The sequence below is a fragment of the Micromonospora sp. NPDC049048 genome, from assembly GCF_043197615.1.
Classification (GTDB): Bacteria; Actinomycetota; Actinomycetes; order Mycobacteriales; family Micromonosporaceae; genus Micromonospora.
Genome location: NZ_JBICTM010000003.1, coordinates 39,728 through 54,556 on the forward strand (window position 1 = coordinate 39,728; position 14,829 = coordinate 54,556).

Sequence of the window (14,829 nt, forward strand, 5' to 3'; positions counted from 1 at the left end):
ACGGTTGGCCCCGGGACGTCCGGCGTCGGTACGTCCGGGCTCGCAACGGTTGGCCCCGGGACGTCCGGCGTCGACGGCGGGGACGAGCGGGCCGCGGCGACCGTGGACCTGCGGCTGGCCGGCCTCGCGGTGGCCACCTGGCTCGCCGCGCTGGCCGGGCTGCACCTGACGGTGGGCGGGACCCTGCTCCTGGCGGCGGTGGCGGCCGGGGCGGCCGGGCTGGGCGCGCTGCACCTGTCGGGCGTCCTCGGGCGGCCGTCCGGCCCCGTCCGGCGGTACGGCTGGATCGCCGTCGCCGTGTTGCTCGGCGTGGTCTGCGGTGCGACGGCGACCGCCGCGCGGCTGTCCGTCCGTGACGCCGGACCGGTCCGCGCCCTGGTGGAGGAGCGGGCCCTCGTCACCGCCGAACTGGTCGTCCGCGACGATCCCCGTCCCGTACGCGGCGTCGCCGGGCGCCCGGCCACCCTGCTCGTACCGGCCGAGTCGACGGGATTCACCGGCCCGGACGGGCGACGGGTCGCCACGCCCGCCCGCGTGCTGGTCCTCGCCACCGATCCCGGCTGGCGGGGGCTGCTGCCCGGCCAGCGACTGACCGCCGAAGGACGGCTCGCCGCGCCACGCGGTGGCGACCTGACCGCGGCGGTGCTGAGCGCGGCCGGGCCGCCGGTGCCGCAGGGAGCCGCCCCGTCGCCGCAGCGGGCCGCCGGGTCGCTGCGCGCCGGTCTGCAACGCGCCTGCGCCCCGCTCCCCGACGAGCAGGGCGGTCTGCTGCCCGGCCTGGTGGTCGGCGACACGAGCCGGCTGCCGCCCACCGTCGAGGAGGACTTCCTCGCCACCGGCATGACACATTTGAACGCGGTCTCCGGCTCCAACGTGGCGATCGTCGTCGGCGCGGTGCTGCTGCTGGCCCGCTGGGCGCGGGCCGGCCCCTGGTTGGCCGTCGGGCTCTGCGGGCTGGCCCTGGTGGGCTTCGTCATCCTGGTGCGTCCCTCGCCGAGCGTGGTACGGGCCGCCACCATGGGCGCCATCGGGCTGGCCGCGTTGGCGGCCGGGCGTCCCCGGGCGGCGTTGCCCGCCCTCTCCGCCGGGGTCGTCGTGCTGGTGCTGGTGGACCCGGAGCTGGCCGGCGACGCCGGTTTCGCGCTCTCCGTGCTGGCCACCGGTGGCCTGTTGCTGCTCGCCCCGAGGTGGCGCGACGGGCTGCGTCGGCGCGGGGTGCCGGCCGGGCTCGCCGAGGCGTTGGCCGTGCCGGCGGCCGCGCAGCTCGCCTGCGCCCCGGTGGTGGCCGGGATCTCGGGCACGGTGAGCCTGGTGGCGGTGCCGGCGAACCTGCTCGCGGTGCCGGCCATCGCGCCCGCCACGGTGCTCGGCGTGCTGGCGGCGGCGGTGTCGCCGGTCTGGCCGGCCGGGGCGGAGTTCGTCGCGTGGCTGGCCAGCTGGCCGGCCTGGTGGCTGGTCATGGTGGCGCGGCACGGGGCGCGGCTGCCGGCGGGCACGCTGCCGTGGCCGGGTGGGGTGACGGGGGCGTTGCTGCTGGCCGGGCTGACCGTCGCGCTGCTGGTCGCCACCCGGCACCCGGTGGTCCGCCGGTTGGTGGCGGTGGTCGTCGTCGCGGTGGTGGCGGGGACGCTACCCGTACGGCTGGCGGCCCCCGGCTGGCCTCCGGCGGGCTGGGTGGTCGCCGCCTGCGCGGTCGGCCAGGGCGACACCGTGGTGCTGCCGGTGGCGGCCGGCCGGGCGGTGGTGGTCGACGCCGGACCCGACCCGGGGGCGGCCGACGGCTGCCTGCGCCGGCTGGGCGTACGGGAGGTCGCGTTGCTGGTGGTCAGCCACTTCCACGTCGACCACACCGGTGGCGTGGCGGGCGTGTTCCGGAACCGGACCGTCGGCGCGGTGCTCGTCCCGCAGTGGTCGGAGCCCGCCGCCGGGCGGGATCTGGTCCACACCGAGGCCGCGGCGCACTCCGTCGACGTGGTGGCGGGTGCGGCCGGCTGGCGCTACCGGGAGGGTGCCGTCGAGTTCACCGTCATCGGTCCGCCCCGTCCGCTGCAGGGCACCCGGTCGGACCCCAACAACAACTCGTTGATGCTGCTCGCCACCGTCTCCGGCGTACGGATCCTGCTCGCCGGGGACGCCGAGACCGAGGAGCAGCGGGCGCTGCTGGACGACACAGCGCCGGGCGGGCTGCGGGCGGAGGTGCTCAAGGTCGCGCACCACGGGTCGGCCTACCAGGACCCGGCCTTCCTGGACGCGGTCCGTCCCCGGATCGCCCTCGTGCCGGTGGGGACGGGCAACACCTACGGGCACCCCAATCCCGCCGTGCTCGGGCGGCTGGCCCGCGGCGGGGCGCGGGTGCTGCGTACCGACACGGAGGGGGACGTGGCGGCGGTGTGGGGTCGGGCCGGTCTCGGGGTGGTGACGCGGGGCACGTCACCGGGGCGACAACCCTAGAGATCGATGCGGATTCTCCGCTTTAGCGGTGGACTATGGTAAATGTCTGGATTTGCACTGAGTGCGGGCTCCGCAGTCGGAGTGGTCACGAGCAGACTGGATCCGGTCGCCGGCCGTGCGAATATGGGCGGCGTGACCGCCAGCCTCGCTCCTATTCTGCTCGTCCTCGGCGACGAGGAGTTGCTCGCCACGCGCGCGGTCACCGAAGCCGTGGCGAAGGCCCGCAGCGTCGACCCCGACGTGGACGTCCGCGAATACCAGGCCGGTGCCCTCGTGGTCGGCGAGCTCGCCGAGATGCTCAGCCCCTCCCTCTTCGGCGGGCGCCGGGTGCTGGTGCTGCGCGCCGGCCAGGACGCCCGCAAGGACCTGGTGGCGGCCCTGCTGGCGTACGCGAAGAACCCCGACCCGGACGTGCAGCTGGTCGTGCTGCACCTCGGCGCGGCCAAGGGCAAGGCGTTCGCCGACGGGCTGAAGGCGGCCGGTGCCACGGTGGTGCCGGCGGCCAAGCTCAAGGGGCACCGGGAGCGGGTGGCCTTCGTCCGGGACGAGATCCGCCGGGCCGGCGGGAAGTGCACCGACGACGCCGCCGAGGCGCTGATCGCGGCGGTCGGCAACGACCTGCGCGAGCTGGCCGCCGCCTGCTCGCAGCTGATGGCGGACACCGACGGCCGGATCGGCGCCGACACGGTCGCCCGCTACTACCGGGGGCGGGTCGAGGTGACCGGCTTCACCGTCGCGGACGCCGCCATGGTGGGCGACGTGCCGGCGGCGCTGGAGGCGCTGCGCTGGGCGCTGCACGTGGGCGTCGACCCGGTGCCGATCGCCGACGCGATCGCCGACGGCGTACGCACCGTGGCCCGGGTCGCGTCCGCCGGGCGGGGCGACCCCTTCCAGCTGGCGAGCACCCTCGGCATGCCGGCGTGGAAGATCAGGTCCGCCCAGCAGCGGGCCCGGGGCTGGACGCCCGAGGGCCTGGTCCAGGCGATGCGGGCGGCCGCCGAGTGCAACGCGGCCGTCAAGGGCGGCTCGGACGACCGCGCGTACGCGCTGGAGCGGGCCGTCTTCTCGGTCGCCGCCGCCCGGCAGGGCGGGGCGCGGTGAGCGGATCGCCCCGCGGCTCGTGGGCCACGATCCCCGCCGACGAGGAGCGTTACCGTCCGCTCTACGCGCGCGTGCTCGGGCTGCGCTTCGTCAACCCGGGCGGGGTGCTCTGCTTCCTCTTCTTCGAGGGCGCCGTCGCGCTCGCCGCGCTGCTGGCCCTCGCCGAGCTGGTCACCTGGTGGGCGGTGCTCGTCCTGCCCGCCACGGTCGCGGCGATGGTGAAGCTCAACGACATGGTGGCCGCGATGGTGATCCGGTCGGCCGCCCTCGTGCCCGAGCAGGAACGGGACCGCTTCCGCCAGCAGATGGAGCCCGTGGTCGGGCGGGCCAGGGTCGACTGGATCACACACGGCGTGTCCGCCCGGCAGACCGGCGACCTGCATGGCGTCGGTCCAGATCCTGGTGGGAAACGGCCCCGCTGAGGGCCCGTTCCTACCAAGACCGGGGCGCGCAGCCAAGATCGGGTGTCGGGCATGCCTCTGCGGACGCCGGGCGACGCGTGCGGGCCGACACCGCTGGGCGGCCACCGCGCACATCCCGTACGCGGACACGCAGACAGCCGGAAGCCCCGGGTGCTACCCGGGGCTTCCGGTCAGGTCTGAGGTCGCCTCGTCAGGCGGAGAGCGACACCACGCGCTTGGCGATCGCCGACTTGCGGTTCGCAGCCTGGTTCGAGTGGATGACGCCCTTGCTGACCGCCTTGTCCAGCTTGCGCGAGGCCTCCCGCATGAGGACGGTGGCCTTCTCGACGTCACCGGCCTCAGCGGCCTCGTGGAACTTCCGGACGGCGGTCTTCAGCGACGACTTGACCGACTTGTTACGCAGCCGGCGCTTCTCGTTCTGCCGGTTGCGCTTGATCTGGGACTTGATGTTCGCCACGCGACAGCCTCGTCTTGATAGCTCGGGTTGGTCTGCTTCCGCGCGCGACGAGCATGCGTCATCGCTGCGCGAAGAGCCAGGTTACCAGGTCGCCCGGGACGAGCCAAAACGGCTCGGTCCCCGCCCTCGCCGACGGGCGGCCCGGTCAGGCCCAGCCCTGCCGAGGCAGGCGACGACCCTGCCCGGTGCCGGGGCGACACCCGGGCCGCACGGGTCCGGTCAGGTCCAGCCCTGCCGGCGGGCGAGCCAGCCGAGGGACTGCTCGCCGCTCCACCGCTGATGTGCCGGCAGGTGCGGCGACGCGGTCGAGGGCGTCGAGGCGGCGGTGGTGAGAAAGTAGCCGGACAGGGCGGCGAGGGTGGCGTCCAGCGCGTCGGGGGGCGCGCCCGCCGACGCCGGGTGCCGCGCGAAGAGCGCGTCGGCGTCCACACCGTCGGCGTACGCGGTGAGCAGCAGGGTCACCAGGTCGAACCAGGGCGGCCCCTGGCAGAGCCACGTCCAGTCGCAGAACCACGCCCGCCCCGCCCTGTCGATCAGCACGTTGTCCAGCCGCAGGTCCCCGTGGATCAGGCCGGTCGCGCCGGCGGCGTACGCCGGGAGGCGGGACTCCAGCGCGACCAGCTCGGGCAGGCGGTCCCGGACCGGCGTGGGCAGCGGCGGTGCCGGCTCCCGGCCGGCGGCCACCTCGCCCCACCAGAGGATGTCGTCGCGGGCCAGGTCGGCGAGGTGGGGCGGCCCGAGCCCGAGCAGCCCCGCCGGGGCGGCGGCCAGCGCGGCGGCGACGTCGGCGTACCCGGTCAGGGTCGCGGTCAGCTCGGCAGGATCCCAGGGCAGCCGGGGCGTGTGCCCGTCGACGGCGTCCAGGCAGAGCGCGAACCAGCCGGCCTCGTGCAGCGTCCACCGGGGGCGGGGCACCGGCAGCCCCGCCGGCAGCCGGTCGAGGATCGCGGCCTCCCGGGCGTACCAGTCGACCAGTCGCGGCTGCTCCGCGGTGGCCGCGGCCTTCACGAAGGCCCGGCCCCCGGCGGCGGTGTGGAGCACGGCGGCGAAGCCCCGGGTGAAGCCGGCCGCGGCGACCCGGGCCTCGACCACCGGCGCGCCCAGCCGGTCGCCGATGGCGGTACGCAGCGCCGCCGGCAGCGTCGCCCAGCCCGGCCGGCGGGCGGTCGCGTGGTACGGCACGGGAGGCGGGGACGTCGAGGTCACGCCACCATGCTGCCGCTTCGCTGGGCCTGCCGTCGCGGCGATCTGCTCTCGCGCGTCGGAGCATGCCACCGGGGGTCGCCCGGCGGCCGTCGCGCCGCCGCCCGCGACCCGCCGGGGTGGTGCCGTGGCGGGGCGAGGTGGCGGCGCGGTCTGCCAGACTCCCAGGCCATGAGGACCGACGACTTCTGGCAGTTGATCGACCGGGCCCGGGCCGGCGGCGGGGGAGAGCCGCACGCGGTCGCCGCGCGGGCCGTCGCCCTGCTCGCCGAGCGCGACCCGGAGGACATCGTCGGGTACGCCCGCCACCAGGCGCGGGTGCTCTCCGCCTCGCACAAGGTCGACCTCTGGGGCGCCGCCTACCTGATCAATGGTGGCGTCTCCGATGAGGGCTTCCACCACTTCCGGGGCTGGCTGATGACCCAGGGGCGCGAGGTCTTCGCACGCGCCGTCGCCGACCCGGACTCGCTGGCCGGGCTGCCGCGGGTCAGGGCGGCCTCGCTCAGCGGCGAGGAGTTCTCGGCCGCGGAGATGCTGGCGGTGCCGTGGGACGCGTACCGCCTGGCCACCGCCGCCGAACTGCCGGCGGACCGCGAGCCGGCGCCGGTGCCCGACCTCAACGACTTCTGGGACTTCGACGACGAGGAGGAGGCGAAGCGGCGGCTGCCGAAGCTCGCCGCCCTCTTCGTCGAGCCCCCGGCCGAGTAGACCCGGCTGGGCCTCCGCCGTCGGCGCGGTCCGGGCTGGGCGGCTCCGCAGGGGTGGTCGCGGTGGCGGGGATCGCCCGCGCAGCGGACGCGCGGCGGCGACGTGGGAGCATAGAGGGGGCCGGCGTCGTGCCGGCCCGCTCACGTCAGCCGACCAGAACGGACCGCTGTGCCACCGACGCTCGATTCCGGCGCGAACGCTCCTGGTGCCACCGACCCGGCGCGCATCAGGAACTTCTGCATCATCGCCCACATCGACCACGGGAAGTCGACCCTGGCCGACCGGATGTTGCAGCTCACCGGCGTGGTCGACCCCCGGCAGATGCGTGCGCAGTACCTCGACCGGATGGACATCGAGCGCGAGCGCGGCATCACGATCAAGAGCCAGGCGGTCCGGATGCCCTGGACCGTCCGCGAGGGCGACCGGGCCGGCGAGACCGCCGTGCTCAACATGATCGACACTCCGGGTCACGTCGACTTCACCTACGAGGTGTCCCGGTCGCTGGCCGCCTGCGAGGGCGCGATCCTGCTGGTCGACGCCGCGCAGGGCATCGAGGCGCAGACCCTGGCGAACCTCTACCTGGCGCTCGAGAACGACCTGCACATCATCCCGGTGCTCAACAAGATCGACCTGCCGGCCGCCCAGCCGGAGAAGTACGCCGAGGAGCTCGCGCACCTCATCGGTGGCGACCCGGCGGACTGCATCCGGGTCTCCGGCAAGACCGGCGAGGGGGTGCCGTACCTGCTCGACGAGATCGTCCGGCAGTTCAAGCCCCCGGTCGGCGACGCGGAGGCGCCCGCCCGCGCCATGATCTTCGACTCGGTCTACGACGTCTACCGGGGCGTCGTCACCTACGTCCGGGTCATCGACGGGCGGATCAGCGCCCGCGACCGGATCAAGATGATGTCCACGGCCGCCGTGCACGAGCTGCTGGAGATCGGCGTCATCTCGCCGGAGATGGTGAAGGCCGACGCGCTCGGCGTCGGCGAGGTGGGTTACCTGATCACCGGGGTGAAGGACGTCCGCCAGTCCCGGGTCGGTGACACGATCACCATCAACTCCCGGCCGGCGAAGGAGGCCCTGGGCGGCTACAAGGACCCGAAGCCGATGGTCTACTCGGGCCTCTACCCGATCGACGGCTCCGACTACCCCAACCTGCGCGAGGCACTCGACAAGCTCAAGCTCAACGACGCCGCGCTCGACTACGAGCCGGAGACGTCGGGCGCGCTCGGCTTCGGCTTCCGCTGCGGCTTCCTCGGCCTGCTGCACCTGGAGATCATCCGGGAGCGGCTGGAACGGGAGTACAACCTCGACCTCATCTCCACCGCCCCGAACGTGGTCTACCGGGCCATCACCGAGGACGGCCAGGAGATCGTCGTGACGAACCCCAGCGAGTATCCGACGGGCAAGATCGCCGAGGTGTTCGAGCCGGTCGTGCGCGCCACGGTGCTCACCCCGAACGACTACGTCGGCGCGGTGATGGAGCTGTGCCAGGGTCGCCGGGGCAGCCTGCTCGGCATGGACTACCTCTCGGCGGACCGGGTGGAGCTGCGCTACACGCTGCCCCTCGCGGAGATCATCTTCGACTTCTTCGACCAGTTGAAGAGCCGCACCAAGGGCTACGCCTCGCTGGACTACGAGCCCTCCGGGGAGCAGGCGTCCGACCTGGTGAAGGTCGACATCCTGCTGCACGGCGAGCCCGTCGACGCGTTCAGCGCGATCGTGCACAAGGACAAGGCCTACAACTACGGCGTCACGATCGCGGCGAAGCTGCGCAACCTGATCCCGCGCCAGCAGTTCGAGGTGCCGATCCAGGCGGCGATCGGCAGCCGGGTGATCGCCCGGGAGACCATCCGGGCGATCCGCAAGGACGTGCTCGCCAAGTGCTACGGCGGTGACATCAGCCGTAAGCGCAAGCTGCTGGAGAAGCAGAAGGAGGGCAAGAAGCGGATGAAGATGGTGGGCCGGGTGGAGGTTCCCCAGGAGGCCTTCATCGCCGCGCTCTCCTCCGACTCCGGCGACGCCAAGGCGCCCGGCAAGAAGTGATGCGCCGCCGGTGCGCCGGCGGCTGACGGCGTACGACGGCCGGCGCCCCGGCCGGGCTGCGGACCCCTCGACGGTCCCCGCCCGGCCCAGGGCGCCGGCCGTTCGCGTCGGGGATTTTTCCGGCCCGTCCGCTCCCGGACCCCGGCCGCCGATCGAAGGGCGCCACCTGCGGTGATGATCGCCCGGGGTGGTCGGCGCGCGGCCAACCATTGATGTGCGACGTCGTCTCTCGTCGGTCCAGCCGGTTTGGTTTTTCGGTGGGTCGGGAACTTAGCGGTCACGACAGGAACACCACAGACCGTGGATCTGATTGTTTTTGAAGGAGGAGGGCGACGTGGAGCTCACCGTTTGGGGCATCATCACTGCGCTCGTCGTTGGTCTTATCGTCGGTGCTCTGGGTCGCCTGGTCGTGCCGGGCCGCCAGAACATGCCGATGTGGCTGCACATGCTGATCGGTGTGGGCGCCGCGTTGCTGGGTACCGTGCTGGCTCGGGCGATGGGTATCGCGACCGAGACCGCCGGTATCGACTGGGGCGAGCTGCTGGTGCAGGTCGTGCTGGCTGCGATCGCCGTGGCGCTGGTCGCCGGTGTGGGTCGTCGCCGCAGCGTCACCCACCGGTAATCGTCGTACCGCTTCGACGGGCGTCCGACCGACAGGTCGGGCGCCCGTTCGCGTACGCGGGGTCGGGGGAGACCTCCGGTGTCCGATGTGGTGGGCCGGCGGGTGCCGAGGTGTCCCGGACATCCCGTCGTTGCGGGGGCGTCGCGTCGGCGCACCCCGGGCGAAAGGGCCTCCGCTGCCGGGAGCCCGCGACTCGAAAGGGTGTCCCGGAAAGTCGGTTTGGTTTTTCGGTGGGTCGGGAACTTAGCGGTCACGACAGGAACACCACAGACCGTGGATCTGATTGTTTTTGAAGGAGGAGGGCGACGTGGAGCTCACCGTTTGGGGCATCATCACTGCGCTCGTCGTTGGTCTTATCGTCGGTGCTCTGGGTCGCCTGGTCGTGCCGGGCCGCCAGAACATGCCGATGTGGCTGCACATGCTGATCGGTGTGGGCGCCGCGTTGCTGGGTACCGTGCTGGCTCGGGCGATGGGTATCGCGACCGAGACCGCCGGTATCGACTGGGGCGAGCTGCTGGTGCAGGTCGTGCTGGCTGCGATCGCCGTGGCGCTGGTCGCCGGTGTGGGTCGTCGCCGCAGCGTCACCCACCGGTAATCGTCGTACCGCTTCGACGGGCGTCCGACCGACAGGTCGGGCGCCCGTTCGCGTACGCCGGGATGGTCCTGGTCTGAGTGGTTCCACCCTCGCGTCGACCGGCGCGTGATCAATCCGTTGCGGTACCGTCGCCTCTCCTTGGCCGGCCACCACTGTCGTAAAGGAAATTTACGTACTAGGGTGCGGCGGAGAAGGTTAGTGCCAAGCGGCGCGAGGGAGATGTGGCGTGAACAGGTGGAAGCGGCTGGCCCCGGTCACCGCCGTCGTGGCCTCGGCCGCGATGGTCCTGGCCGGTTGCGGTGGCTCCGATGACGACAAGGCTGCCGACAACAGCAAGCTCACGGTCTGGATGATGGGCGAGGGTAGCGAGGCGCAGACCAAGTTCCTCGACGGCGTCGAGGCCGAGTTCCGGCAGAAGCACCCGAACACGGACGTGGTGGTCCAGTACATCCCCTGGCTCGAGGCGCCGAAGAAGTTCCAGGCCGCCCTCGCCGGCGGTGAGGGGCCGGACATCACGGAACTGGGCAACACCGAGACCCAGGGCTGGGCGGCGCAGGAGGCCCTGGCCGACGTGACCGACCGGATGAACGGCTGGACCGAGGGCAAGGACCTCCTCCCCGACCTGGTCAAGAACGCCCAGCTCGACGGCAAGCAGTACGGCGTGCCGTGGTACGCCGGTGTGCGCGGGATGTACTACCGCACCGACTGGTTCGCCGAGGCGGGCGTGAAGCCGCCGACCAACTGGGAGGAACTGGTCGCGGCCGCCAAGACCGTGCAGGCCAAGAAGCCCGGCACCTACGGCCTCGCGCTGCCCGGCAACTCCGAGCTGCCCTTCTACTCGTTCCTCTGGGGCGCCGGCGCGGAGATCGCGACGCAGCAGGGCGACTCGTGGAAGTCCGGCTACAACACGCCCGAGGCGCAGAAGGCCGTCAAGTTCTGGACCGACCTGGTGACCGTGCACAAGGTGGCCCCGCCGGCCGCCGCGGGCTGGAACGAGATCGACGCCCGGACCCAGTTCGCCACCGGCAAGGCGGCGATGGCCTTCGGCGGTAGCTGGCAGCAGGGCGCCATCAAGAAGGACAACCCCGAGATCGAGAAGGTCTGGGGCACGTTCCCGATCCCCGGCCCGGACGGCAAGCCGGCGCCCGCCTTCGCCGGCGGCTCCGACATCGCGGTCTGGAAGGACAGCGAGCGGCAGGACCTCGCCTGGGACTACCTGACCGTGCTGCTGAGCAAGAAGAACGACCAGGCCTTCGCCGACAGCCTCGGCTTCTTCCCGGTCTACAAGGACCTGGTCGGTGGCGACAAGTACGCCAACGACAAGATCATGTCGGCGTTCGCCACGACGATGCAGAACACCAAGCTCACGCCGCTCACCCCGAAGTGGGTGGAGGTCAGCCGTACCAAGACGGTGACCCAGGCGATGAACAGCTCGGTCATCAAGGGTCAGAAGACGGTCGAGAAGGCTACCGCCGACGCGGCCGCGGAGATGGAAAGCATCCTCAACTCCAAGTGACCACGCTGACCGAGGCGCCGGAGACGGCCGCCGCGCGGAAGACCTCCGCGCGGCGGCGTCGCCGGGTCGACCGCCTGCCGTACCTGCTGCTCCTGCCCTGCCTGGTGATCATCGGCGTGCTGCTGCTCTGGCCGCTCGGCCAGGTGGTGGTGATGTCCTTCCACCAGCTCAACAACGTCCGCCAGTTGCGCGGCGACCGCGAGTGGCCGTGGGTGGGCTTCGGCAACTACGCCGAGATCCTCAGCGATCCGTTCTTCCTGACGGTGCTGCGCAACACCGTCCTCTTCGCCGTGGCCAACGTCGTGCTCACGATGGTCCTGGGCACCCTGGTCGGGCTGCTGCTCAACCGGCTCGGCAAGCGGATGGCCGCCTTCGTGGCCAGTTGTGTGATGCTCGCCTGGGCCACCCCGGCGCTGACCGGCACGATCGTCTGGAAGTGGATCTTCGACGACACCAGCGGTCTGGTCACCTGGTTGTTCAACGCGCTGCCCGACGGGCTGTCGCAGAGCCTCTTCGGGCGCAGCGACTGGACGGGCTACGGCTGGTTCAACTCGCCGCTGCTGTTCTTCACGATCCTGACGCTGGTGGTGGTCTGGCACTCGTTCCCGTTCATCGCGGTGAGCGTGCTCGCCGGCCTGAAGAGCGTGCCGAGCGAGCTGCACGAGGCGGCCCGCGTCGACGGGGCCGGGCCGTGGAAGGTGTTCTGGAAGATCACCTTCCCGCTGCTGCGGCCGGTCTTCGGCATCCTGATCGTGCTCTCCACCATCTGGGACTTCAAGGTCTTCACCCAGCAGTTCGTGCTGGCCGGCGGTACGCAGGACCGGCCGACGTTCATGCTCTCCATCTACTCGTACGCGGAGGCGTTCTCGCCCCCACCCAAGTACGGTCTCGGCGCCGCGATCGCGGTGATCCTCACCCTGATCCTGCTGGTGGTGACCGGCCTCTACGTCCGCATGGTGCTCAAGCAGGAGGAGGACGCGTGACGCGACGCGGAGGCGGCGGGGGCGCGAAGCGGCTCGCCCTCAACGGCGCGGGGCTGCTGGTGGCGCTCTTCGCCGCGTTCCCGGTCTACTGGATGATCGCGACCTCGCTGAAGCCGAGCTCGGAGATCTTCTCGTCGACCCCCCGGCCGGTGCCCGCCGAGCCGACCCTGGAGCACTACCGGCAGATCCTCACCGGGAACCTGATCCCGGGCGTCACCTTCGCCGACTTCTTCCTCAACAGCGCGCTGGTGGCGGTCTCCACGGTGGTGCTCAGCGGCCTCGTGGCCCTGCTGGCCGCCACCGCGGTGGCCCGGTTCCGGTTCAAGCTGCGCACCACCTTCCTGATCATGCTGCTGGTGGTGCAGATGATCCCGCTGGAGGCGCTGGTCATCCCGCTGTTCCTGATGATCCAGCGGCTCGGGCTCTACAACACCCTGCCCAGCCTGATCCTCACCTACCTCGGCTTCTCGCTGCCCTTCGCGGTCTGGATGCTGCGCGGCTTCGTCGCCGCCGTACCCAAGGAGCTGGAGGAGGCCGCCGCGATCGACGGGGCCAGCCGGGCGCAGACCTTCCGGAAGGTTCTCTTCCCGCTGGTGGCACCCGGACTGGTCGCCACCAGCATCTTCTCCTTCATCACCGCCTGGAACGAGCTGATCTTCGCGCTCACCTTCATCAACGACCAGGAGAGCTACACCCTGCCGGTCGCGATGACGTTCTTCTTCGGCCGTGACGACACCGCCTGGGGCCCGGTGATGGCCGCCTCCACGCTGTTCACGTTGCCGGTGATCGTCTTCTTCCTGCTGGTGCAGCGGCGGATGGTCTCCGGGCTCGTGGCCGGAGCCGTCAAGGGCTGAGGACCGGGCTCACGTCGGCGGCGCGGCGGAGGTGTCCGTCGGGCCGGCTAGGCTGACCGCCATGACGGGCAGGCTGGCTGCGGTGAACCTCGGCGTCGTGACCGAGGCGGAGTGGGCGGGCGACGCGAGCGGTCGCAGCGGCATCGACAAACGGCCGGTCGACGGCCCGGTGCTGCTGCGCGTGGACGGCGTGGCTGGCGACTTCATCGGCGAGCGCGCCCACCACGGCGGCCCGGAGCAGGCCGTCTACGCGTACGCCGAGGAGGACGCGTCCTGGTGGGCCGGGGAGATCGGCCGCAGCATCCGCCCCGGCGGCTTCGGCGAGAACCTGACCACGTACGCGGTGGACGTGACGGGCGCCGTGATCGGCGAGCGGTGGGCGGTCGGGTCGGCGCTGCTCCAGGTGACCAAGCCGCGCACGCCGTGCACCACCTTCGCCGGTTTCTGGGGCATGCCCGACCTGATCAGGCGGTTCACGGCGCGGGCGACCCCCGGGGCCTACCTGCGGGTGCTGCGCGAGGGCGAGGTCGGCGCGGGAGATCCGGTCGAGGTGGTGGACCGGCCCGCGCACGGGGTGACGATCGGCGAGGTGTTCCGCGCCATGAGCCTGGAGCCGGAGTTGCTGCCCCGGCTGGTCGACGTGCCGGACCTGCCGGAGAAGATCCGCGACAAGGCGCGCCGCCGCCTCGCCGGCGGGAGCTGACCACCGCCGCCTCGCCGGCGGGAGCTGACCACCGCCGCCACGCCTTCCGGGGGCCGACTGCTGCCGTCTCCCCGGGTCGGGCTGGCCGCCGCCTACGGGAACGGGCCCCGTCCCGTGGGGGAAGGGGCCCGTTCGGCGCGCGCCGGGTTCGGCTCAGCGCAGCCAGGGCACGCTGCGGTCGAGCAGGCCGCGCTCCTTGAGCTCCTTGCGCAGCGGGATCTCGTCGTCGACGTACCCGTTCCAGTTGATGCCCCAGTAGTTGGCGGTGTGGGTGCCCTCACCGCAGAGCTGGCGCTGCACCGGCGTGCGGTTGGCCCACCACTCGCCGTCCTTGTCGATGTGCAGCTCGTCCAGCGGCCGGATCCACCGGTAGGTGTAGCCGATGAAGAGCATCTTGCGGGTGATGGTCGACAGGTTGGTCGAGCGCGAGTGCCACTGGCGGCGGTCGAAGATGAAGGCGTCACCGGGGTTGGCGGTGATCTCCACCGTGCCCTCCGGGTCCGGGTTGTGCACGGAGGTGTCCTCCGGGCGGGGCAGCGAGTTCCACAGGTGGCTGCCCGGGATCACCTTGGTGGCGCCCCGGCCCTTCTCCGACAGGTCGGACAGGACGTAGGCCACCTTGAGCGAGAACATCGGCCGCGGCAGGTTCGGGTCCATCGTCTCCGGGTCGGAGTTCTGCCGGTACCCGTCCTGGTGCCACCCCCAGTAGGGCTTCTCCGGCTCCGCCGCCGGCGGGGTGACGTCCAGGTGGTTGTGGTGCGTGTAGATGTTCCAGCCGGCCAGGCCCCACATGTACGGGAACGCGATCGGGTGGGTCAGCAGGTCGCCGAAGAGCTCGTCGCGCTCCAGGAAGCCCAGCAGGTGCAGGGTGCCGTCCTTGGTGGTGGTGCCCTTCGCCTGCTCCTCGGCGTAGACGCGGTCCACCGCAGCCTCCAGCGCCGCCCGGTGGTCCTCCGTCAGGACGTTGCGCAGCAGGAGGAAGCCCTGCTCGTGGAACTCCTTGCGGTCGGTGTCACTGATCGGTTCGTAACCGGTCCGGTCGCCGTAGTCGAACACCTCGACGTACCCCTCCCCATGAGGCGAATGCATTCCTGGCACAGGCCGCCGATCGTAACGCGCTCATTCCGGGCCGGGATACTGCCGGGCCCGATATGCGACTGCTGTCGGG

The 14,829-nt window shown here is 72.0% G+C and carries 14 protein-coding genes; 11 read left to right on the plus strand and 3 right to left on the minus strand.

The genetic code is table 11. The annotated features are described in order from the left end of the window. Positions 1–102 precede the first annotated feature (102 nt). The 3 genes from ACGFIG_RS10820 to ACGFIG_RS10830 all read left to right on the plus strand — a co-directional run bounded on the left by ACGFIG_RS10820 (position 103) and on the right by ACGFIG_RS10830 (position 3,974). Positions 103–2,451, plus strand: coding sequence for a ComEC/Rec2 family competence protein (locus tag ACGFIG_RS10820; protein ID WP_393002859.1), 2,349 nt, complete (start codon positions 103–105; stop codon positions 2,449–2,451). A gap of 123 nt (positions 2,452–2,574) precedes the next feature. Further along, entirely contained in the window at positions 2,575–3,552 is a 978-nt protein-coding gene (gene holA, locus ACGFIG_RS10825; protein WP_393001492.1) for a DNA polymerase III subunit delta, read from the plus strand. Next, on the plus strand, positions 3,549–3,974 hold the full coding sequence (locus ACGFIG_RS10830; RefSeq protein WP_393001494.1) for a hypothetical protein: 426 nt from the start codon (positions 3,549–3,551) through the stop codon (positions 3,972–3,974). The genes holA and ACGFIG_RS10830 overlap by 4 nt, the downstream gene beginning before the upstream one ends. Before the next feature lie 190 nt (positions 3,975–4,164). Here the strand turns inward: ACGFIG_RS10830 and rpsT are convergent, their stop codons facing one another. Both rpsT and ACGFIG_RS10840 read right to left on the minus strand, forming a co-directional pair. Continuing rightward, positions 4,165–4,431 (minus strand): 30S ribosomal protein S20, encoded by a 267-nt coding sequence (gene rpsT, locus ACGFIG_RS10835; RefSeq protein ID WP_393001496.1) that lies wholly within the window; start codon positions 4,429–4,431, stop codon positions 4,165–4,167. 219 nt (positions 4,432–4,650) lie between these two features. Next, the gene (locus tag ACGFIG_RS10840; RefSeq protein ID WP_393001498.1) at positions 4,651–5,637 is read right to left on the minus strand and encodes a phosphotransferase family protein; all 987 of its coding nucleotides are present in this window, start codon (positions 5,635–5,637) and stop codon (positions 4,651–4,653) included. Positions 5,638–5,805: 168 nt separating this feature from the next. On the opposite strand from ACGFIG_RS10840, the gene ACGFIG_RS10845 reads away from it, so the two are divergent. The 8 genes from ACGFIG_RS10845 to ACGFIG_RS10880 all read left to right on the plus strand — a co-directional run bounded on the left by ACGFIG_RS10845 (position 5,806) and on the right by ACGFIG_RS10880 (position 13,661). Beyond that, positions 5,806–6,342 (plus strand): DUF4240 domain-containing protein, encoded by a 537-nt coding sequence (locus ACGFIG_RS10845; protein ID WP_393001500.1) that lies wholly within the window; start codon positions 5,806–5,808, stop codon positions 6,340–6,342. Positions 6,343–6,510: 168 nt separating this feature from the next. Further along, positions 6,511–8,388, plus strand: a complete 1,878-nt coding sequence (lepA, locus tag ACGFIG_RS10850) for a translation elongation factor 4 (RefSeq protein ID WP_393001502.1) — start codon at positions 6,511–6,513, stop codon at positions 8,386–8,388. A gap of 334 nt (positions 8,389–8,722) precedes the next feature. Next, positions 8,723–9,010 (plus strand): GlsB/YeaQ/YmgE family stress response membrane protein, encoded by a 288-nt coding sequence (locus ACGFIG_RS10855; RefSeq protein WP_393001504.1) that lies wholly within the window; start codon positions 8,723–8,725, stop codon positions 9,008–9,010. Between the two features lie 307 nt (positions 9,011–9,317). After that, positions 9,318–9,605, plus strand: a complete 288-nt coding sequence (locus ACGFIG_RS10860; RefSeq protein WP_393001504.1) for a GlsB/YeaQ/YmgE family stress response membrane protein — start codon at positions 9,318–9,320, stop codon at positions 9,603–9,605. Positions 9,606–9,831: 226 nt separating this feature from the next. Continuing rightward, the gene (locus tag ACGFIG_RS10865) at positions 9,832–11,121 is read left to right on the plus strand and encodes a sugar ABC transporter substrate-binding protein (protein WP_393001506.1); all 1,290 of its coding nucleotides are present in this window, start codon (positions 9,832–9,834) and stop codon (positions 11,119–11,121) included. After that, entirely contained in the window at positions 11,118–12,104 is a 987-nt protein-coding gene (locus tag ACGFIG_RS10870) for a carbohydrate ABC transporter permease (protein WP_393001508.1), read from the plus strand. The genes ACGFIG_RS10865 and ACGFIG_RS10870 overlap by 4 nt, the downstream gene beginning before the upstream one ends. Next, positions 12,101–12,958, plus strand: a complete 858-nt coding sequence (locus ACGFIG_RS10875; protein ID WP_393001510.1) for a carbohydrate ABC transporter permease — start codon at positions 12,101–12,103, stop codon at positions 12,956–12,958. The genes ACGFIG_RS10870 and ACGFIG_RS10875 overlap by 4 nt, the downstream gene beginning before the upstream one ends. Before the next feature lie 61 nt (positions 12,959–13,019). After that, complete coding sequence (locus ACGFIG_RS10880; protein ID WP_393001512.1) at positions 13,020–13,661, plus strand: MOSC domain-containing protein; 642 nt, start codon at positions 13,020–13,022, stop codon at positions 13,659–13,661. A gap of 153 nt (positions 13,662–13,814) precedes the next feature. Here ACGFIG_RS10880 and ACGFIG_RS10885 read toward each other — a convergent pair whose 3' ends face one another. Beyond that, positions 13,815–14,750, minus strand: a complete 936-nt coding sequence (locus ACGFIG_RS10885; RefSeq protein ID WP_393001514.1) for a phytanoyl-CoA dioxygenase family protein — start codon at positions 14,748–14,750, stop codon at positions 13,815–13,817. Positions 14,751–14,829 lie beyond the last annotated feature (79 nt).

Coding starts and splice junctions, on each gene's coding strand:
- ACGFIG_RS10880 (WP_393001512.1), top strand. CDS start 13,020: ATGACGGGCAGGCTGGCTGCGGTGAACCTCGGCGTCGTGACCGAGGCG.
- ACGFIG_RS10845 (WP_393001500.1), top strand. CDS start 5,806: ATGAGGACCGACGACTTCTGGCAGTTGATCGACCGGGCCCGGGCCGGC.
- ACGFIG_RS10885 (WP_393001514.1), bottom strand. CDS start 14,750: ATGCATTCGCCTCATGGGGAGGGGTACGTCGAGGTGTTCGACTACGGC.
- holA (WP_393001492.1), top strand. CDS start 2,575: ATGGGCGGCGTGACCGCCAGCCTCGCTCCTATTCTGCTCGTCCTCGGC.